This is a genomic window from Thermosporothrix sp. COM3, assembly GCF_059696735.1.
In genome coordinates this window covers 2,306,305-2,324,373 of the sequence record NZ_AP019376.1, presented here as the reverse complement: position 1 = coordinate 2,324,373, position 18,069 = coordinate 2,306,305, and the positions used below count along the sequence as shown (strand labels likewise).

The 18,069-nt window shown below is 51.6% G+C and carries 22 protein-coding genes; 15 read left to right on the top strand and 7 right to left on the bottom strand.

What is annotated here, in order from left to right; genetic code table 11:
• Nucleotides 1-127: 127 nt before the first annotated feature.
• From KTH_RS09985 to KTH_RS09975, 3 genes are read left to right on the top strand one after another with little or no spacing between them, the layout of a single operon-like run.
• Nucleotides 128-2,110: an AfsR/SARP family transcriptional regulator gene (locus KTH_RS09985; RefSeq protein ID WP_497618303.1), complete on the top strand. Its 1,983-nt coding sequence runs from the start codon at nucleotides 128-130 to the stop codon at nucleotides 2,108-2,110.
• Between the two features lie 37 nt (nucleotides 2,111-2,147).
• Nucleotides 2,148-2,558, top strand: coding sequence for an NUDIX hydrolase (locus KTH_RS09980; protein ID WP_497618302.1), 411 nt, complete (start codon nucleotides 2,148-2,150; stop codon nucleotides 2,556-2,558).
• Nucleotides 2,559-2,584: 26 nt separating this feature from the next.
• Nucleotides 2,585-2,944 carry a cupin domain-containing protein gene (locus tag KTH_RS09975; protein WP_497618300.1) on the top strand — a complete coding sequence of 120 codons (360 nt, stop codon included), beginning with the start codon at nucleotides 2,585-2,587 and terminating at the stop codon, nucleotides 2,942-2,944.
• Between the two features lie 954 nt (nucleotides 2,945-3,898).
• Here the strand turns inward: KTH_RS09975 and KTH_RS09970 are convergent.
• Nucleotides 3,899-5,167, bottom strand: coding sequence for a helix-turn-helix domain-containing protein (locus KTH_RS09970; protein WP_497618298.1), 1,269 nt, complete (start codon nucleotides 5,165-5,167; stop codon nucleotides 3,899-3,901).
• Between the two features lie 141 nt (nucleotides 5,168-5,308).
• Here KTH_RS09970 and KTH_RS09965 point away from each other — a divergent pair, with 141 nt between their 5' ends.
• The 5 genes from KTH_RS09965 to KTH_RS09945 all read left to right on the top strand — a co-directional run bounded on the left by KTH_RS09965 (nucleotide 5,309) and on the right by KTH_RS09945 (nucleotide 7,706).
• The gene (locus KTH_RS09965; RefSeq protein WP_497618296.1) at nucleotides 5,309-5,563 is read left to right on the top strand and encodes a hypothetical protein; all 255 of its coding nucleotides are present in this window, start codon (nucleotides 5,309-5,311) and stop codon (nucleotides 5,561-5,563) included.
• Nucleotides 5,538-5,960 carry a hypothetical protein gene (locus KTH_RS09960; protein ID WP_497618294.1) on the top strand — a complete coding sequence of 141 codons (423 nt, stop codon included), beginning with the start codon at nucleotides 5,538-5,540 and terminating at the stop codon, nucleotides 5,958-5,960. The genes KTH_RS09965 and KTH_RS09960 overlap by 26 nt, the downstream gene beginning before the upstream one ends.
• 35 nt (nucleotides 5,961-5,995) lie before the next feature.
• Nucleotides 5,996-6,370, top strand: coding sequence for a hypothetical protein (locus KTH_RS09955; protein ID WP_497618293.1), 375 nt, complete (start codon nucleotides 5,996-5,998; stop codon nucleotides 6,368-6,370).
• On the top strand, nucleotides 6,339-6,878 hold the full coding sequence (locus tag KTH_RS09950; RefSeq protein ID WP_497618290.1) for a hypothetical protein: 540 nt from the start codon (nucleotides 6,339-6,341) through the stop codon (nucleotides 6,876-6,878). The genes KTH_RS09955 and KTH_RS09950 overlap by 32 nt, the downstream gene beginning before the upstream one ends.
• Nucleotides 6,879-6,941: 63 nt before the next feature.
• Nucleotides 6,942-7,706 carry a protein-L-isoaspartate O-methyltransferase family protein gene (locus tag KTH_RS09945; protein WP_497618288.1) on the top strand — a complete coding sequence of 255 codons (765 nt, stop codon included), beginning with the start codon at nucleotides 6,942-6,944 and terminating at the stop codon, nucleotides 7,704-7,706.
• A 221-nt stretch (nucleotides 7,707-7,927) separates the two neighbouring features.
• Here the strand turns inward: KTH_RS09945 and KTH_RS09940 are convergent, their stop codons facing one another.
• Entirely contained in the window at nucleotides 7,928-8,416 is a 489-nt protein-coding gene (locus KTH_RS09940; protein ID WP_497618285.1) for an alpha/beta hydrolase family protein, read from the bottom strand.
• A 66-nt stretch (nucleotides 8,417-8,482) separates the two neighbouring features.
• Here KTH_RS09940 and KTH_RS09935 point away from each other — a divergent pair, with 66 nt between their 5' ends.
• The 4 genes from KTH_RS09935 (at nucleotide 8,483) to KTH_RS09920 (ending at nucleotide 10,687) form a co-directional block, all read left to right on the top strand.
• On the top strand, nucleotides 8,483-8,734 hold the full coding sequence (locus KTH_RS09935; protein WP_497618283.1) for a lasso peptide biosynthesis B2 protein: 252 nt from the start codon (nucleotides 8,483-8,485) through the stop codon (nucleotides 8,732-8,734).
• Nucleotides 8,731-8,883 carry a hypothetical protein gene (locus KTH_RS09930; protein WP_497618281.1) on the top strand — a complete coding sequence of 51 codons (153 nt, stop codon included), beginning with the start codon at nucleotides 8,731-8,733 and terminating at the stop codon, nucleotides 8,881-8,883. The genes KTH_RS09935 and KTH_RS09930 overlap by 4 nt, the downstream gene beginning before the upstream one ends.
• A 187-nt stretch (nucleotides 8,884-9,070) precedes the next feature.
• Nucleotides 9,071-9,310, top strand: a complete 240-nt coding sequence (locus KTH_RS09925; protein ID WP_497618280.1) for a hypothetical protein — start codon at nucleotides 9,071-9,073, stop codon at nucleotides 9,308-9,310.
• A 630-nt stretch (nucleotides 9,311-9,940) separates the two neighbouring features.
• The gene (locus tag KTH_RS09920; RefSeq protein WP_497618278.1) at nucleotides 9,941-10,687 is read left to right on the top strand and encodes a hypothetical protein; all 747 of its coding nucleotides are present in this window, start codon (nucleotides 9,941-9,943) and stop codon (nucleotides 10,685-10,687) included.
• 217 nt (nucleotides 10,688-10,904) lie between these two features.
• Here KTH_RS09920 and KTH_RS09915 read toward each other — a convergent pair whose 3' ends face one another.
• Nucleotides 10,905-11,309, bottom strand: coding sequence for a hypothetical protein (locus tag KTH_RS09915; protein WP_497618276.1), 405 nt, complete (start codon nucleotides 11,307-11,309; stop codon nucleotides 10,905-10,907).
• 482 nt (nucleotides 11,310-11,791) lie between these two features.
• Between KTH_RS09915 and KTH_RS09910 the strand changes: the two genes are divergently transcribed.
• The 3 genes from KTH_RS09910 (at nucleotide 11,792) to KTH_RS09900 (ending at nucleotide 14,315) form a co-directional block, all read left to right on the top strand.
• Entirely contained in the window at nucleotides 11,792-12,106 is a 315-nt protein-coding gene (locus tag KTH_RS09910; RefSeq protein WP_497618274.1) for an IS4/Tn5 family transposase DNA-binding protein, read from the top strand.
• A complete protein-coding gene (locus tag KTH_RS09905; RefSeq protein WP_497618272.1) occupies nucleotides 12,067-13,179 on the top strand; it encodes an IS4 family transposase in 1,113 nt (370 codons plus the stop codon). The genes KTH_RS09910 and KTH_RS09905 overlap by 40 nt, the downstream gene beginning before the upstream one ends.
• A gap of 401 nt (nucleotides 13,180-13,580) precedes the next feature.
• On the top strand, nucleotides 13,581-14,315 hold the full coding sequence (locus tag KTH_RS09900) for an HAD family hydrolase (RefSeq protein ID WP_497618268.1): 735 nt from the start codon (nucleotides 13,581-13,583) through the stop codon (nucleotides 14,313-14,315).
• Here KTH_RS09900 and KTH_RS09895 read toward each other — a convergent pair.
• From KTH_RS09895 to KTH_RS09880, 4 genes are read right to left on the bottom strand one after another with little or no spacing between them, the layout of a single operon-like run.
• Entirely contained in the window at nucleotides 14,266-14,793 is a 528-nt protein-coding gene (locus KTH_RS09895; protein WP_111326850.1) for a flavoprotein, read from the bottom strand. The two genes, KTH_RS09900 and KTH_RS09895, sit on opposite strands and share 50 nt — an antisense overlap.
• Nucleotides 14,790-15,698 carry a tetratricopeptide repeat protein gene (locus tag KTH_RS09890; protein WP_497618265.1) on the bottom strand — a complete coding sequence of 303 codons (909 nt, stop codon included), beginning with the start codon at nucleotides 15,696-15,698 and terminating at the stop codon, nucleotides 14,790-14,792. Before KTH_RS09890 ends, KTH_RS09895 begins: the two co-directional genes overlap by 4 nt.
• 15 nt (nucleotides 15,699-15,713) lie before the next feature.
• Nucleotides 15,714-16,868 (bottom strand): RNA-guided endonuclease InsQ/TnpB family protein, encoded by a 1,155-nt coding sequence (locus KTH_RS09885; RefSeq protein WP_497618263.1) that lies wholly within the window; start codon nucleotides 16,866-16,868, stop codon nucleotides 15,714-15,716.
• A gap of 12 nt (nucleotides 16,869-16,880) precedes the next feature.
• Nucleotides 16,881-18,053: an AfsR/SARP family transcriptional regulator gene (locus KTH_RS09880; protein ID WP_497618260.1), complete on the bottom strand. Its 1,173-nt coding sequence runs from the start codon at nucleotides 18,051-18,053 to the stop codon at nucleotides 16,881-16,883.
• Between the last annotated feature and the right edge of the window lie 16 nt (nucleotides 18,054-18,069).

The window sequence follows — 18,069 nt, the reverse complement described above, 5'->3', positions numbered from 1 at the left end:
CATGCCTGCCTCTGTCTCCTCAAAGCGAATCCAGTGACGCCAGCAAAGCATGCAGGCAAAAGAACATCGTTCGCTTGTAGTACCATCAGAATAAGTTCTTCACGAGAACCACCTTTTATGGTAATATATGGAAGTGTCAAACAAGATGCACCGTTTTGTGCTATGTTCACTGCCATATGCTTTTCAGAGAGCAAACGATCACATCTCCTCTCTGATAGAAGATGTTGCAGAGCAGGGTGAAGAGGTGGTTCTGAGAGACTTGAACGATCACGACTCCGTCTTGTTCCGGGTCTGGATCCTGGGCCCGTTTTGTGTTGAAAGACGGCTCTCTACTGATGTCTGGGAACCTGTCGACGAGAAAGAATGGGGTAGTATCCAGACCTACGCAGGTTACACTAAAAGCCTCCTGGGGTTCTTGCTCACGTACCACAAACGAACAGCGACACGCGCAACGCTGTTGCAGCGGCTTTGGTCTCATATGGCTTCCGAAACCCCTTTGTACCGAGCAACAGCGAGGCTTCGTGCTCTTCTCTCGACACCGGACAAGCAAAGCCTGCTGACAACTGGCGAGCGTTTCACAGTTGCGGATCAGGCATCTATCTGGGTCGATGCCGACCACGCCGAAGCGCTTGTCAAAGAAGCGGAAACCATCGGCCCGACGCAACCAGCAGCGATTCCGCTGCTCGAAGAAGCGTCTGACTTGTTCCAACGGGGGAGGTTTTTAGAGCAGGAGGACGGAACATGGTGCCTGGGAAGGCGCGGGGAAATAGAGCGACTTGCCTGCCGGTGCCACCACTGGTTAGCAGACGCGTATCTTGCGGCAAAGGACGACAAAGCAGCAGAAGCCATCGCAAACCTTCTGTTGCGAGATGACCCACTGGATGAAACCGGAGGAAGGGTCCTGCTGCTCTCCCTGCATCGGCAAGGGCTCCGCCGGGAAGCGGTACGGGCTTATCAGGAAGCAAAGAACCTCTATCAGCAGCAACAGCTTCCCATCCCCGAAGAGATTGAAGCTGTCTATCAGCAGATACAGCGAAATAGACTGAAGGCAAGCGTAACGGAGGTGAATAGCTGCTCTACATTCTTCAAATACAAACGGCATACTTCATCAATAGTGCCATTAACTATAACAGAAATGCCTTCAACAGAGGCTGAAAAATATCTCTATTATGATGTGATAGAAAACTCTATTGAATCTCTGAGAAGGCTACTAGCCAAAGGAGAAGTGCATTTTGTTCTCCGTTCGTCCCTCTCTCTCTATAACAAACTCTTACAGGAATACCCCACTTCAAAAGATATGCATCTCATAGATGCCCAATTTCGTCTTGGTATGCTTGTTGGAGCCGCTCAGGAATATCTCCTCCCGTGGTATCAACGAGATCAAATCGTACTACAGACCTATAACCACATAGAAGACACCGTCCTCCGCAGAGTTGATGGAAGCAACCCGTTTCGTCATGAATATGCCCGGTTAATGGCGAAACGGGGGCGGCATAATCGAGTGTTGTGGCAGTTTGAAGCGGCTATTGAAGCATGTGAGGATGGACTTACCTCACTACAGGATAGAGATGATCCTTCGCTCCAAACCCTTTTTTTCTGTGAGCGTGCCCATATCGAAGCAACTCGTGGTGACGAATTGGTATGGATGCGTAAAATTGAGGAAGCAAGAAAGGGTATTCTTCACCTAAAACCTGCCGATTATGAACGAGCGCTCAAACAAGTTGAGTATATACAAGGAGAAGGATATAAGCGCTTCGCTTTTCATATGCAAAAAGATTTTTCCATGTCTATTAGAGAAAAATATGTACGTTATGCACTTGACTATTTTACCCAATGGCAGAGAGTGACGATAGAACTTCCAGGCTTTGAGGACCTGGTCTCGCAGGTCTCAAAAGCTCAATGTCTCATTCTTGTTGATGCAGATGAAGCCGTTTCTTTGGCCAGACAATTAGAAAAGCACGCTGAACAGTATTATCCCTCATTGCTAGATAAAATCCATCGTGTTCTTTATTTGGCTCAACAAAGATTACACCTGAGTAGTAATGCTTTCTCGCATCTTTTTCAAGATGCTTCTCTAGCTGCATATCGCATGGGAAGGAATATCCTCTGATGTTTTCTTTCTTCAAGAACAGAAGGAAAGGCCTACTATGGCGAAAATAAAAGGTACGAATATTATTTTCCTGAACGAAAAAGAACAAGTTCTTTTGCAGTTGCGCGACGATAACCCGGCCATTCCCTATCCGAACATGTGGGCCCTCCCTGGAGGACATATAGATGCAGGGGAATCTCCTTTTGAATGTATCGTGCGTGAAGCAAAGGAGGAACTGGGAATAGAACTTCATGAGGCGGCTCTGTTTGTTGCCGCCGAACGTGCATATGGAACCGAATACACCTATTGGGCGAAAGCATCTTTTCGCCTTGATCAGATCAGGCTCTCAGAGGGACAAAAAGTTCAGTGGTTTACCTATGAGCAAATACAAGCTATGCATTTGATTTATGAGGATAATGCTATTCTGGATGACTTTTTCAGGGAAAGGCCTTTTGATGTCGTTCGTTAAGCAAAGAGAAAGGGAAAAGAGAAGGTATGTTTCAAGAGAAGTCATCTTTTAAGAAGCTTTCTATCGGGGACGTGCCCGTAGAACCAACCCGTCACGGCGCCTTGAAACGAGTGCTCGTACGTCATGAGGACGTCAATTCTCCGTTGATGTTTCTCAATAAGGTCTCTGTCAGGCCAGGCGAAGTCATAGCAGCGCATCAGCACGAAGATATGGAGGAGGTGTTCTATTTCCTGGAAGGAGAGGGGACGATGCAGATAGAGGACGAAACGCGGCCAGTCACGGCGGGAGATCGCGTGATTGTCCCTCACAGGAACATGCATGTCCTGCAAAATACAGGGGACAAGCACATGCGATTTCTTTGTTTTGGGGTCAAGGTTGTGCAATGAAGGGAGGGCGCTCCCTCCCTCTGGATTGTCAGATTTCTCTGAAGAGGACACAGCTCACGACAGGAAGAACGTTCTCGGTCACATGTAAGTCTGTTATCTCCCGATCTATTGTCTCCCATAGGGTTCTCTTCAGTTACTCCCTTATATAATCATTTACACTCAGTTAACTTCTAACGCATAATATAACTATGCATAAAAAGTTAACCATGATTTAGTATGCTCAACGTTACACTCAGTTGTCAAGGTATGTATAGGAGACTTCTATGAACGAGCAAGATGCAAGGCTGATATCGCAAGAAATTAACTATCTCTCCTATATGCTTGCTTTCCCGAAACCGCAGATCATGCAGAAAGAATGAGGGACATAGGGAAATGGCTTATAGTGCTAGAGGACGCCGGATATCGAGTAAAACTGCATCTCTCAGGCTTTTATTATCTTGCGAAAGATGAGCAGCAGGGAACGCTACCACCGCGAACAACTAGCGAGCTCACCGCAATAAGGCTTTCCCCGAGCTCGGGAGCTCAGAAGAACTGCCAACACTGAACAACAGTGAAGCAATCATACAACACCTATTCGATTTTTTTCTGCGGTGCCAAGAGAGCAGGCAGTCCAAATTCTGAAACACATAATTGAGTCCTTAAACAGACGATTGCGACTTTGTTTCAGGCAGTTCTGCTAAACCGTTCAAAAAAGCGGGGCGCCATAGCGCTCTTCTTTTTTTGTCATAGTTTTCTATTGTGCGCTCTATTCTGTGCAAAGGCCTGGTATGCTGGTTGCAGTCCTTCAGAGGTCAGAAAGGCGAAGGTGAACTTGCAACGCAATGGAATGTTTGGGATATGGCAGTTGAAGCAGTGAGAGGCTCATAATCCGTACAGGATCTGAAGGTGCAGGTCTGACGCAACGGATCAGGAGGTAGGCTGCTGTGAGCGAAGAGGAAGGCTGCTGAGTTTGGTTCAGCAGCCTTCTTCTTGAGATACATGAGAGATGGCTGCATTGACCTGCGCTTTCCCAAATTCATGAACCAGGGAATGATATATAGAGATCAGGCCACCTGAGAATGGTTGATGGGAAACCACAAACGAGGAGATAGCAGATGGAGTAAACGGAACAACGAAAAGCTTCTTATTCTCTTGCTTGTCTTTTACCCCTGTCTGCCAGTTCCGTATAATTTCTTCAGCTCGCTTGTTTACCTTCACCAGGCCGTGTAAACCATAAAGAGCATACTGCGTATCCACGCTCAAACTGAGCATCTGGATCTCAGAATAATCAGTTTCAAGAAGCCCAAGCTCTTCAGCCAATCCACGACACGCGCATCTATAGAGATCAGGAGCCGGCCCCGTTGTACTCCGGTCAAAGGAAGGGCTGATACCTTCAGAAATTGAACACGAAAACATATTTTGATGGACACTTTGGTGCTGTCCTCGTTGGGCCAGGATGGCATAGCCATCAGAAGAGACGACAGTAAGATGAATCCCCATTGAACAGCTCAATCCAGTGACCGGAGCACTCCAGTCGTCTGGGAGGTATTTTTGACGAAACGCTGGATCCTCTAAACAACGACGGGTAGCCAGTCCAATATAATGGTCTCTCGGCTTAAACCACAAACTCAAAGTCATCTGTTCATGAACCGGTTCTCGGCTGATAACGATCCGGGAGAGAAGAACTTTTGCCCCATTCCATTGATACGGCTTCCCGCTTCGTTTTCTCTCTTCCTGCTCTTGCTGGATCTGCTTCTTTGCCTGTATGACCTCGTCAAAGAAGGTTGCTGGTTGGGGGTCATAAAAGGTGTGAATGTTTTCGGGAATATAGACATCTGTTCCGTCTCCATCAAGAATGATAATGTTTGTTTTTACAGATCCAAAAGCAAAATATTCGTCAGCTTCAAATGAAGCGGTTTTGCCCTTCAGTTTCGAGGGAAGCTGATCTTGCACATCATATTGTGGTGCCAATGCCTGGATATCGCAACCAATAACCTGAGCGATTTTAACACGATCCCGTCGAGGGATGACTTGATCTCCTGCCACATAATGGCGGAATGTTCCTTCTGGTATATTAGTCTCTTGCGCGGCTTCTCTTTGCGAGAGGCCTGCGATGGTGAGCAGCTTCTTCAGTTGGTTGGGATGGAGAGCTTTTTTCATCGTGTATTCCCTTTCGGCAATATCTGGACCATTTTTGATCGCTCTTTGATGATATCTTATTGATTCAAGAGCGTTTTTCTCCATTTTATCCTGTACATATCATGTATGCTTCTCTTAGATAGTCCTTCTGTTTTTAAAGAACTATTTTGCTTTTGTTTCTCGCTATCGGAGTTTTCTCTGTCTCTTTTGTATCACAACTTCTTCTTCATCGCAATGAGAGGAATCATGGTAGCTAACTACACAGTCAATGCAGGGGACCAGACCCTGTACAGTGGATCTGATCCTCAGGAAGCGCGTCGCGTATTTTTGGAGGCGGCAAATGATCCTGCCTATTTTGAGTGCAGAATCCAGCTTCTGAAAGGCGACCAGCTTCTTGGAGAGTTTCTCGAACGGATCGGGTATCGGCAACAGGACAAAGAGCTACTGCAATCGATCGAGAAGGAAGGAGAGAAGCATGAAGCAGACGACCTTAAGCAATGACGCCATTTTTGCACTGGTTGACCAGCACATCTTTGGCTTTGAGCCGACGTGTCACGGGCCGTGCCAGTACTGGTTCTTACGAGGGTATCAGGAGATCTACAAATGCCAGCAGTGTGGCGCAGAGATCGTGAGCGAGATTCCTCAAAAACTCCCGGATCAGCATCCCCGACGCATTCCAGAATACCGCCTGGAACAGCTTCTGCAAAAGGTCAAACACCTCTCGCCAGAGCAACAGAAACGGGTTGTCGTCGGGCTGCTTGCCGATGTCTCCTCAGAGAACTGGTCCATCACAACGGTGCTTGCACATTTGCTTGTCACTATGAATGCTCGTCTGCTTGCCATTGCGATGCTTTGGGCTCTTGGCGTTCTCCCTGAGCAGGAGCAAGCCCATGAGTAAAGCGTTTTTTTCGTCAAGACTGCTGGTATCGCACCGTGCAAGGGAAGCTGATCCATGTGATCGGCTATGAGGCCGATGAGCCTGAGACACCCTATACGATTGCTTCGTTTGACGGGAACCAGTATTTCTGTAACCCTCTGGGGAGGGAGGAATCTGGGCTTTTCTCCCTGGCAGACGCTGAGATTGTGGAGCCACCACCGGGCAAGGAAATCTTTCTGTTTCGGGCGGAGCTGATCCTCGATATCAAAGTGCTCGCAATCGATCGAGAAACGGCCCGCATGCTTGCCGCGGAAATGTTGTTTCTGCGATCAGGGCACGAGCACGTGATCATTATGTGCCATCAAGAGACACACATACAGGACAGGGAGGGTCCAGAGCATGCTTCAATGGATGAGAAAGAAAATCGCTGACTGGTTGCAGGTGTTGTATGAGGCAAACCGGGTTCCTGAGACATGGGGGAGCCCGTCCGTTTCGCGTGAGACGTTTGAGCAGCTCCGTGAACGGGGCTTTTTCGCGGCTGGTCGGTATCTCTGGCAACGGCTTCATGAGGTCGGCCGTCCTGAGTGGTCACCAGCTCGCAAATTCGTCGCGCTTATCGTTGGGATCAGTCTGGTCGTGTGCGTGAACGCGTTCCTGCACACCTTCACGAAAGAGCGAAGGCCAGAAGTGATGGCGGCTGGTCGTCGCCAGTTTTCGCCTCAGGTGCCAGCAGGAGCTGTACTGCTCTATGCCATCGGTGCAGGCTTATTGGTGGCGCAGAATGGCGAGGAGATCTCCGGCGGCGGCGGAGGTAGCGGAGGTGGTTGGGATGATTCAGAGGCGACGGAATACCGGCCCTACAAGCGGCGCGATGAAGAAGATGGGAACCGGGGAGAGAGAGAATACGACCTTGACCCGCTTGATCCCTACGAGTATTGAGGTATACTGGAGAGAGAAGGGACAAATCCTTCTCTCTTGCGTGACATGAAAGGAAGGGCCTCAATGACGGCAGACTTTATACCAACTGACCATTCACAACCCTATCTCGATACTATTAAAGAGCGTGCGAAACAATTTAAGCCCTATCCTGAGAAGCTCGTAAGACAGTTTGAGGAGATTGATCGAGCACACTTCGTCCCAGAAGGGCTCAATGACTTCTTGCCTTTTGTCCATATGGATAGAGGCCGGGCAGGCTTACTCTCTCAACCTTCGGTCATTTTCAAGATGGTTGCCCTCCTCTATCTCACAGGAGATGAAATCATTTTCGAGGGAGGCAGTGGAACGGGCTATCAGACAGCCATCCTTGCAAGGATGTGTAAACATGTCTACTCGGTAGAGCGCGACCCCAAACGGGTCACATTTGCGAAGGATAGGTTGGAAAAACTCGGGATAGAGAATGTCACCATCCTTGAAGGCGATGCCGCTGAAGGCCTGCCTCAATATGCGCCCTTTGATCGGATGATCTTCGGTTGTGCCTTTTCCCAGGATCATATTGAGCAAGATCTCCTCAATCAAATGGCAGAGAAGTCACGCTTGCTTGCGCCAACTGGTGTCTATGATGATGGGCGGGTCTATGGCGACCTGCTCCGAGTAGACAAAAAGCAAGGGCGGGTCGCGCAGAAAGTCCTCGACACGTTTGCCCATACGCTCTACTTCGTGCCGCTGGTTTCACCGCGCCCGGTCGGTTGGACCTGGCAGAAAGACCGCTATGTGCCCTCCAGCCAGGCGCGCCAGCGCAAATGGTGGCAGTTCTGGCAAGCCAGATAACTGAGCTCCACACTCCTGGAGAGAGACGAGGCACAGCCGGTCGGGCTGTGCCTCTTTTTTCTTTCTATGCTCATGAAGGCATTTTTTCAGAGGAGCAAACATCGTCCCTCCCCGCTGATATTTCGCCTGTGCCTTTGCCTCCCACGCCGCTTCACACACCCACACAAGCGCTCCAGCCAACACAGCTCACCACGCGCCGCCCGGCAGAGCCACGACTCGCTTCAGCAAGATTGCCTCAGAAAACACAGCAATCGTTCGCAGCAGGCTTGCGTCTCCTGAGGCAATCCATGTCCCGCATCCGCAAAGACATGCACGTCACAGACTCTTCCCAGCCCTGTCAGCTGCTCCTTGACGGACTGCACTTCTTGCACCGTTGAGGTGCTCTCATGCGCTCCATGCAAAATCAGGACAGGGGCCTGAAGCTGCTTGATCTGAGCAAGGGGAGAACGTGCATCAAGCCAGGCTTCACTGAAACGTGACACGGCTTTCATTGGAGCTGCCATCCGCTGAATCTCCCTCGCGTCCCAGATCCCCCAGAGTGAGGCTCCGGCAGCCCACAGAGACGGGTACTGGGCCAGGGCGAAGAAAAAGCGCCCTCCCAGTGGAGTGAGCAGGGGTGGCCGGGCTGGAGTCGAGCCCATCAGTATCTGGCCTCGCTGTGGCCTGGAGCGGTCGCGTTCGCCTCGTCTTCGCTTCCTGAGATCATCCATCTGGCGCGGCGGGAACTGCTTTTCTGTCTCTGTCTGGTCTGACTCATCGCTCCCCAGGCCCTCTGTGTGACGCGCTCAGTCGCTTTCTGCGCTTACGTGTGCCGCGCAGGAATCCCCGCTCACGTGACGATCGGGAGAGATCGCTTTGCCAAAAATGAGCGCTTTGAATTCCACGCCTGGGTCGAAGTGGATGGCGTGGTCGTGAATGCTCTTCCAGAAGTGGCAACAGGCTCCTCGCCGCTCGTGCGGATCCCCATCGTGCACCCTCCCTCACACACCGCTTCCCGCCCGCTTCAAGCGGGGAAACACACGGCATGATCCGCTCAAACCAGCTCAATATAACACCCGCCGACTTATGTGACTCTACCTGGCAAGATGTCCCACTGGATCGGGTTGAGGGCATCGTAGATAGCCCGACCGCCTGGCGCGCTTCTGCTTCTCCGCTTCCACCAATTCATCTTCAATAGATCTCATGTCTGAAATGAGATCTTCATAAACAAGATCCTCCGAGTTGCCAATTGGGGCTTTCAGACTTATTTGTTTTGGAGCCTGTGCACGATATTCAGGTCTCTCTGTGATCTTGATTCCATTACGCCTATACAGGCAATAGTGCTGCATCTCGCGTCGTACGATAGCTCTGAGATACCGTCCGGGATGTCTCGCGCCCGCGATCGCTTCGCGATTCTCTCGGGTCGCCAGGTTGGCGACTCCGATCAATTCATCGGCTTCGTCGCTGTCCTCAAACTTGCAAATGTACGCATAGAGAGAGGCCAGTCGGGTTATATACCGCAAATTCGACTGTATAAGTGTGTCGAGTGCGGCGATATCGCCAGATCGCACTTGTTCTTCAATCGTGAATTCATCCTCAAAAATCAAATTGTTGAGGTCGTTTAGAGAGGAATTCGGATACTTTCCTCCTGATGTCAGCTTGTTTCTCTCTCAAGAGAGGATTGCTCCTCTCTCCCCCGGGCCCGGGCGAATCAACAATATAGCCTCGACACTTGGGACACCGCTCCTCATACGCGGTCTAGCGGTTGCGAGTGTGGGAGGGGATTTCTCCCTTCCCACAGCACCGCTCACAGTGGAGATCGCGGCCTTTGCAGGTAGGGCGCACCCACCCGCGCCCTTTACATGTTTCGCATGTCATAATCTTTTACCTCCTTTTAGGATTTGATCTACCACTCACTTGGTACATGTATATTACAATGCCTTGTAGCATTGTTTTCAACGAAAAACGGGAATACCTTGTAGCATTCTATTTCTGGTACTTTCAGGCTCAACCAAACTGAAATGGTTGCGCGTGTCTCACTTCCGTTAGCGTGATCGCGTCCCTCCGCTCGCTCACCACAAGAGGAGCAAAACGGCTTACCGGCGCCCAGAGTTGAGCTTGAGCCAAAAAACGCCGCCTATCGAAACGCCCTGGCTCCGCGATCCCTATGACTTTTTCCAGCGCGCACTTGACAAAAAATGCTTTGTAGCATTATTCTTTCTTAGAAGATCTGAGGCAAACAAGAGAGGAAAAATATGGAACGAACTGGCCCGATTAATCGCAATGAATGGGTGACAGCCTCCGAGGCCGCTGAGATAGTGGGGACTACGCCTCATTATATACGTACTCTTGCTAAGCAGTATGGGAAATTGGATTACTATAAGCTCAATGCCCGGACATCCCTCTATTACAAACCGCAGCTAGAAGAGCTCACAATTAACCGTCCTGGCCGCCCCCCACGGACAACCCATCCTGAAAAACAGCAGCAGGCCAAATGGAACAGGTGGAACAGTATCAAGGAACAGTTGACCAGGGCTGTAGACGGCAGAGGACGCGGCATCGATGCCGGAATTCTTGAGACAGTGGTAGCGCTGAATGCGCTCAGTCTCCATACGGTCGCTTCCTGTGAGGGACATCTCGGACCCAATGGCGAGGATGAGGGGACTCCATATCCCTGGTTCGAGATAGAAGCCGATCCCGCAAGCCTCGAAGGGCTCCCATCAGGAACAGAGATAGAGATTCGGCAGCACCTCCTCGCACGGGCAAAACTTCAGCTTCTCCTTGACGATTTTTACCGAAGCCGATTTGTTCCTTTAGATCAACATCTCGTCATTCAGGGACTTGTGCTCCCTGGAAGTGTCCCAATGACAAGGGTCGAGCCGCAGGGAGCCGGGCTGCAAGACATCAGGAGCCCTGAAGAAAAGAGACACGCGCTGGTCACATATCAACAAGAGATGAGGGATTTTACCAATTTTTTGAAAGAGCGCTTCTGGAAGGAATAACTTGTATGCCTCCATGCAAAAAGATATGGTGCAGCCCGACTTTTTCTTACTGACCCATTTCTGCATTACCGTGGCACAGAAAGGGGACAAATAGGCGAAAAATTGCTTTTGCGGGAAAGAGTGGTATAATTCCGGGTATCGAACAAAAGAGCCTGAAAAACAACATCTTGGCCAAAGAGAAAGAGCCTGGAGGTATTCGCTTCCAGGCTCTTTCTCGTCATCGTTTTGTAAGGATCCAGTTGCAGCATAGTTCTGGGAAATGCTGTGTCATCTGCCGGATTCTCTCAATCACATCGCTGACGCGCTCCCCACACCCCCACAGACCGCGCGTATCTGTATACATCTTTACAAGCTGAATGACGAGGAAACGTGCGGTTCGCTCATCCGCCGGATAAGAACCGAAGGTGATAATCTGGCCTAGCTCATCAAATACGAGCCAGGCCCCTTCGGGGATGAGAGAAGGTCCCGGTGGAGCCGGGCAGTAGGCAAAGCCTGTTTGCCCGGCAGTCGTGGCTCGCACCTGGATGTGGCGGAAAGTGATTTGTCCAGCAGATTTATACGGGATGTGTAAAGGGCAATGCTGCCCTTCTATGAAGAAGAACCGTTCGGACGTTGGAAACATTTTTCTATCGCGGATACGCCCCATCGCTCAAGTGAGGCGATCTGCCTCCTCCTTTGGCTATCAGTCAGTCCTCTTCCCCCTCACGAATAAGAGGAAGCAGGCAGTAAAGAAAGAGAAAACCGGCAGCCTTTGAGCTACCGGTCTAGAATTCGATTTGCTTACAAGATGAGAGGCGGGGGGAAATGTCTCTCGTCTACGATAGTGGCCGCTTTCTCTCTGGGAACCCGGTTTCTTAGAGAGATGTCGCACGGATCACACTTGTAGTAGGTTTCGAGATATTCCTTCCCTTGCTTTAGCATATGCTGATGAAAGGAGATCCGCATTGGCTGTCTGCATAACGGACAGTCAAATAGGATCCATTTGTTTCGATTCATCATATCCTCCATTTCTACGTTGTCCCTACCTCCCAGTATACTCGGGACTTCAAGGGTCAGAAATAGGCCCCACATTTATACACAAATGAGAACTGCTAGCATAGGACGATGAGAAGTGAAGAGATGTTGAACCCGAAGCTGTGGACACAACGCACATTTGGAGCTTGTCACCTCCAGGATGCACATCGAACCCGGCGTGCTGTTCGGGTGGCTGCGCAGATGGCTGCCAATGCTTCGGCTTCGTTGCCTGCCCAGATGCAGGGCTGGAAAGAAGTCATCGCCTTGTACCGTTTGTTGGATCAAGAAGACGTCTCCTTTGAAGCGCTGATGCAGCCACATCTTCAGCACACGCGAGAAGAGATCGTTCAGCACCCAGTGGTTCAGTGGTTCTGCTGCTTCAGGATACCACCGAGGTCGATTTGAGTCATCGTCTTCATGTGAGTGGTTTGGGGCAGGTCGGCAATGAGCGAGGGCAAGGCTTTTTCCTGCAAACGATGCTGGCGGTTGTGCCCCAAAGCCGAGCTGTTGTGGGGTGTGCCTCGCAAGAAGCGTTTGTTCGTACTCCCGCCCCAAAGAGCGAACGCCGCAGCCAGCATCGCTTTCGCCAGGACCGAGAAACGGACGGGTGGATGCGCCTGCTCAGACAGGGAGGCGCGTTTCCCGACACAACCAGCATCGTTCATGTGGGGGATCGTGGGGCCGACCTGTTCGACTTCTTTCATGCCTCTCGAGAAACCCACACCCCTTTTCTGGTCCGAGCGACTCAGAACCGACGAGCCCAAAACGAGGAGGAAGAGGCGGGATATCTGCTGGAACAGGTCCGCGCCTGGCCCAGTCGGCAGCGTCGTGCGTTCGAGGTTCCACCGACACATGGCCGACAGGCTCGCACCACGCTCCTTGAGATCTCCTTTGGCCCGATGACAGGGTTGCCGCCACGCAACGAGCCGCGTGCGAACAAACACCCCTTCCCTCTGTGGGTCATTCGCCTCTGGGAGGAGCAACCTCCGGCAGGAGAAGAGCCTCTGGAATGGGTTGTGCTGACCTCTGTGCCGACCGCGACCCTGCAAGAGGCATGGGAGCGAGGCACCTGGTCTGGACATCGATGGGTCGTGGAAGACTCTCATCAATGCCTCAAAACGGGCTGCCGCCTCGAGCACCGTCAACTCCAAACAGGTAAACGCTTCTTCCGGCTGCTGGGCTTGCTCTCGCCAGTCGCCGTTCACTTGTTGCAACAGCGAGATCTTGCCCGCAGTGAACCTGATCGGTTCGCCTGTGAAGTGATCGACGCTGATGCGCTGACGGTAGTGGCCACGCAAGCAGGCCTTGACCCTGCCAGGATGACCATCCAGGTCTTCTGGCAAGAAGTCGCTCGCCTGGGGGGCTACCTGGCTCGTCGCCGGGATGGGCCAGCAGGCTGGAAGACCTTGTGGCCGGGTTGGCTCCGGGTTCAGACCCTGCTTGAGGGCTTTCATCTCGCTTCTCGCCTCCGTTTGTAAAATGTGTATAAAAGACAGGGCTCAAGCCAGGGGCCTTCTGCCGCAATAGGTAAGCGAGTGGTGAGGGAGGTGCCCGTCGATCCGTCAGGTGCTCCTGCATTCAGAGACCTGCGCACTGTGTTCGGGCAGAGTTGACGCTGTCAGACGCTCTCTGGAGCGCACTCGCCTTAGCGGGTGAGCGCATAAACTCGCGCAAACAGCTTGGCGCGTGGTGATCCGATTGCCGCAGGTGTGAGTTGAGGCGTTGTCCATCGTTTTCATAGGGTTGGCGTGAGATGGCTCCGGAGTAGAATGCGGAAGCCCGTTGTGCGGCACCTGCTCAGCCTGCTGCTCTTCCTGCAAGCCCCTGACTTCAAAACGAACTCGATGAAAGAGCCTCTCTTTTCTGATATAATATGGATATGAGTACTCTGAGCTATCCACACGCTCTTCTCTTTGATCTGGATGGAACGTTGCTGCTCGAGAAAGAGCCAGCGGAGCAATGCTGGAAAAAAGCGTGTATCCCCTTTGCTCACCTTGTTGATGCGAAGGCGCTTTTCCAAGCCCTGCTTCATGCAGATGCACTCCGGAAGGAGCGTATCAAGGACCATCCTGAGAAACAACGAAGAGAGAGGCTTGATCCCTCTGTCGCTCGAAAAGAACAGGCTGCTCTCGCACTTCATCATCTTGGGGCAGATGTCTCTCTTACCGATCAGCTGGTCCAGGAGTTTGAACGACATCGAGAACAGCGCGAGCTCGCTCCAGGAGCAGACGAGACGCTTCAGAAGCTACAACAGCTCGGGATACGGCTTGCCCTGCTCACCAATGGGAATGCGACCTATCAGCGGCGCAAGCTTCAACGCTTTCAGCTCGGGTCCTTCTTTTCGTTGATATTGATCGAGGAGGAAACAGGATCTGCTAAGCCTGAGCCTTCTGCATATTCTGGAGCATTGACCCGATTGCAACTCCAGCCCTCGCATGTGTGGATGGTTGGAGATAACCTGGAACTGGATATTGCGGCACCTCAGCGACTTGGTCTCTCTGCAATCTGGTATGATCGAGAGGCCCAAGGGCTTCCGCTTGCCAGTCTGGTCCAACCCAATGCCATTATTCATGCGCTTCCTGATGTGCTGTCACTGCTTGAAGCGTCTCGATAACTTCTTCAAGAGGAACCATTTGCGGTGATTTATAGCGTTCTGGCTCATGAAGGACATGAACGCCGCTTTCTCGCAACAAATTGATATGTTTCTGGAAGGCCGGATGACGTACCAGGTCCATCTTCAGGCAAGGGACTGCCACGATGGGCGGAGTTCCCCGTCCAAGCGCCTCACAAAGCAGGCCGGTCACCAGCGTGTCACTGATCCCGCAGGCCCATTTATTAATCGTATTAAAGGTCAAAGGCATTGCGAGAATTGCATGGGCCGGAGGCAATGGATCAGCTTCACCAGGAAGCCGATAGTCACTGCGCGCGGGATGGCCGGTGAGTTGAGTTAAAGCCGTCATATCAATCCATCGTGTGGCTTGTGGGGTAGCAATGACCCAGACATCCCATCCCGCTTGTTGCAGAGCACGGACCACCGTTTTCGTCTCATGTGCAGGAGGTGCAGCACACACGAGCAGATAGAGTACCTTCATAGTACCTCCGCTTTGATCATCTGATGGGTCTTTTGTATCTGTTCCTGGAGTTCGTGATCCTGTAATCGGATGTTGAGTGACTCAAGGCGTTGGAGAACTTGTAACGAGCGCGTTTGCTTTACCAGTTCAAGCGCCCTGTATGCGTACTGAGCAGCGCTTTGTTTCTCACCGAGGAGGAGAAGCGCCTTGCCCAGGTCAATCGAGATTCTGGATTGATGTCGCAACGCTGTTTGCTCTGCCTGTTGAAGCGCTTCCTGAAAGGATGTGACTGCTTGCTGTGATCGTCCAAGCAGCATCAGACAAATTCCGTGATAACTTCTCAGCCGCGATGGGGTCAAACCAGTACAATAGTGATCAGGCGAGGGCTCACGAGAGGCAAACGCTTCCATTGCATTTCCCAGTGCAGAGAAACACGCCTGTTCCCTACGCAGGTAGGCAAACGCTTCTGCTTCAACGGCTGCGAGCCAGGCTTGAATTCTGACATTCTGCACTTTACTCTTCTTTGCCTCCTCAAGAAAAGGGAGTGCTTTCTCAGGATGTGTTGAAGCGATAAACAATAAAGCTATTCTTCCTAATCCAACTGCATATAATTCAGGATGAGAGGCTGCTTGAGCCGTCTTGAGCGAAAAGACATAATAGGGATAGGCCAGGGAATATTCCTGAAGATCACAGAGCGTTTTTCCGATAATTTGGGCGACTTGACTTGCGAGCGAGCAAAGCGGTGCATACTGTTTTGTCGTCGCCCCTTTGAGTAGTTGAGCAATAGTGGAGAAATGCCCGACAACGCCACTCAAAATATCACTGGATGTATTTTTGCTTAGACTCCAATAGGTTTGAGTGATCGTCTCTAATCCCTGCACGACAGTTGTATCAAGCGTCGCAGGGTCAAGTACCCCACGGCTCAAGCCGGGGGCTTGTCCCTAACCCACGAGGGGTTGAGACGATAGGCCGCTTGACGACGACCCACCAACCAAGGGTATACCGAGGCTGGCAAGAGACGAGAGGTATTTCTCTCGAATATTTTGAGACGCGTTGAGATCGGCATTGAGGCAGTAGCCACATTCACGACACAGGAAGAGGCTTTGAGAACGACGATTCTTGCGAGCCTGATGCCCACAGCGAGAACAGGTCTGGGAGGTATGACGAGGATCAACTTTGACCACCCTGATTCCCTTCTCCTGTGCTTTGTAGGTCAGAAAGGCGTGAAACTGTGCGAAGCTCCACGAATGGAGGCGACGTTGGGTTTCTGTCTTCTTCTTCATCCTGGCACGAGAGCGAATGTGCGTCAGATTCTCAACCACAATGGTCGAACCCGCAGGAGTGTGGGCAACGATGCGCTTACTGAGAACATGGTCATGATCTTTGCGTTGCCGAAGCAGTTTGCCAGAGAGCTTGCGCAAATGGCGTTTCGCACTCTTTGTGCCTTTGGCTTGCAGTTTCCGCTTGAGACGGAAGATCCGACGTTCTTGCTCTTTCCAGCGACGTTCACCGAGGAATTGCTTATTGGAGGTGACAGCAGGACGATTCAACCCGAGATCAACACCCACGACTTTCCCCGATGGGGCAACCACTGGATCAGGAATGCTCACGACCACATGCAGCGTATAACGACCTTTGCGGTAGCAGAGGTCGGCACTACACACCTTGCCTCCGATATACTTGGCGGCATAGGGTGGCACCACGAAGGGCAATTCAACTCGCCCACCAGTGGTTGCAAGGCTGCATGTCATGGTTTCCCATTTGACCCAGTAGGAGCGTTGATCGTAGCGAATCGGACAGAGACGAGCACGCGGGGTACTCGCTTTACGCCCCTTCTTGCGTCGATCCAGGGCCGATTTGACGGCTTCGGTGGCTTTCACACGAGCAGCACAGACCAGTTGAGCGGGCAAATCAGGATGCGTCGCCCGCAAGGGATAGTAGGTACGCTTATGCAGTTCTACCCCATTGTGACACGAGGTCGTAAAGCCCTCTTGAGCTACCGCGTTAAAGCAATCGGTGTGTGCTTGCAAGGTTCGCTGCAACACCTGTGCTTGCTCACTGTTCGGTTGGAGATGCAAGATGATCGTTCTGTCCATGCAAGAAGTATCTCATATATACAAAGTTTTGTCAATAGGTACAGGGTCACTCCTGTCTCCAAGCCCCAAGAAAGGAAGACCTGCTTCCTCCCCATAGCTGAAGCAAGGGGTCTCCGCAGGTCTCGTCTGATGATGTACTGCCTTCTCAATGCGCCAGATCATCTCTGCCGAAGAGGGTGTCGCAGAAGACAAAACAAAAGAAGTACAAGCTGCATAAATTGTATCCTGAAGGAAAGAGCGGCGTGTCTTTATACCATTCACTATCATTTCCTCCGATATCGGGGGCCATGTCCACAATCCTGGAGGTAGCAAATTCGCTTTTCCATATGGGACTTCTAATTTGCTGGAAGAGCTCCATTGGATATCATACTTTTCATGAGCATAAGAAGAGGTAGTGAAGTCATGACGTAATTGATTCACACATTTCTGAACAGAGAGGGGGAGTGGTAAAGAGCTCTTGCCAGTCCGCACCTTGTCTTCCACAAGCTCGTAGCACCCAAGCGCAAGATCAGGCCGCTTCTGCTTCACCATCAGCTCTATCACGGTCTCAAGCGTATGAACATCGTTCGGGAGCTCCTGGAAATAGTCACAGAGATACTCATGCGCCTTCTCCGCATCTCCGAGCGCAAGCACACTCAGCCCCAAACCGCGAAGCATCTGCCGGCGGGCACGATCGATCTTCTCCTGTTTACGACGAACAATGCGCTGCTCTCTCCAGGGGGCCGCCACATCATCAGAGAGGAAGGTGCCTCGCCCTATCAGGGCCTCGGCCTGCTGCCAGAGCAACAGCGCTCTCTGTGGTTCATCACAACATGTAGCTTCTTCAACCAGGGCAAGAAAGGCGTCAGCATCCCACCAGAACCGCTCCTGAGCTGGCAAGCTCACCCGTACACGATCAATCTCCGCAAAGAAGACCTCCCGCGTGAGGCACGGGTGCACACGGCTGATACTGCGATTGTTGAGTATATCTTCTAAGCGCTTTCGCCCCTCCTGCTCATGCCCATAGAGCGCTCTGGCCAGCTCTGCTCGTGGCAGGGTTCGCTCTGAAGCACACAACAACAACGTCAGCACCCCTCGCAGTTTCTCGTGTCGGCGCAGCGAAATCACCTCGGTCTGCTCGGCACAGACAAGCTCCAGGCGAGAAGGCCCAAAGGTCGTCAGTCGTATATGGGTGTATGCGTTCATCCCTCCAATATCTCCT

Bases quoted from the DNA above. Each gene is read 5' to 3' on its own strand.
- KTH_RS09880 (WP_497618260.1), bottom strand. From the start codon at position 18,053: ATGAACGCATACACCCATATACGACTGACGACCTTTGGGCCTTCTCGC.
- KTH_RS09895 (WP_111326850.1), bottom strand. From the start codon at position 14,793: ATGAAGGTACTCTATCTGCTCGTGTGTGCTGCACCTCCTGCACATGAG.
- KTH_RS09940 (WP_497618285.1), bottom strand. From the start codon at position 8,416: ATGGATGATCTCAGGAAGCGAAGACGAGGCGAACGCGACCGCTCCAGG.
- KTH_RS09965 (WP_497618296.1), top strand. From the start codon at position 5,309: ATGGTAGCTAACTACACAGTCAATGCAGGGGACCAGACCCTGTACAGT.
- KTH_RS09900 (WP_497618268.1), top strand. From the start codon at position 13,581: ATGAGTACTCTGAGCTATCCACACGCTCTTCTCTTTGATCTGGATGGA.
- KTH_RS09975 (WP_497618300.1), top strand. From the start codon at position 2,585: ATGTTTCAAGAGAAGTCATCTTTTAAGAAGCTTTCTATCGGGGACGTG.
- KTH_RS09950 (WP_497618290.1), top strand. From the start codon at position 6,339: ATGCTTCAATGGATGAGAAAGAAAATCGCTGACTGGTTGCAGGTGTTG.
- KTH_RS09960 (WP_497618294.1), top strand. From the start codon at position 5,538: ATGAAGCAGACGACCTTAAGCAATGACGCCATTTTTGCACTGGTTGAC.
- KTH_RS09985 (WP_497618303.1), top strand. From the start codon at position 128: ATGGAAGTGTCAAACAAGATGCACCGTTTTGTGCTATGTTCACTGCCA.
- KTH_RS09945 (WP_497618288.1), top strand. From the start codon at position 6,942: ATGACGGCAGACTTTATACCAACTGACCATTCACAACCCTATCTCGAT.
- KTH_RS09970 (WP_497618298.1), bottom strand. From the start codon at position 5,167: ATGGAGAAAAACGCTCTTGAATCAATAAGATATCATCAAAGAGCGATC.
- KTH_RS09915 (WP_497618276.1), bottom strand. From the start codon at position 11,309: ATGTTTCCAACGTCCGAACGGTTCTTCTTCATAGAAGGGCAGCATTGC.
- KTH_RS09930 (WP_497618281.1), top strand. From the start codon at position 8,731: ATGATCCGCTCAAACCAGCTCAATATAACACCCGCCGACTTATGTGAC.
- KTH_RS09980 (WP_497618302.1), top strand. From the start codon at position 2,148: ATGGCGAAAATAAAAGGTACGAATATTATTTTCCTGAACGAAAAAGAA.
- KTH_RS09885 (WP_497618263.1), bottom strand. From the start codon at position 16,868: ATGGACAGAACGATCATCTTGCATCTCCAACCGAACAGTGAGCAAGCA.
- KTH_RS09910 (WP_497618274.1), top strand. From the start codon at position 11,792: ATGAGAAGTGAAGAGATGTTGAACCCGAAGCTGTGGACACAACGCACA.
- KTH_RS09925 (WP_497618280.1), top strand. From the start codon at position 9,071: ATGTCTCGCGCCCGCGATCGCTTCGCGATTCTCTCGGGTCGCCAGGTT.
- KTH_RS09920 (WP_497618278.1), top strand. From the start codon at position 9,941: ATGGAACGAACTGGCCCGATTAATCGCAATGAATGGGTGACAGCCTCC.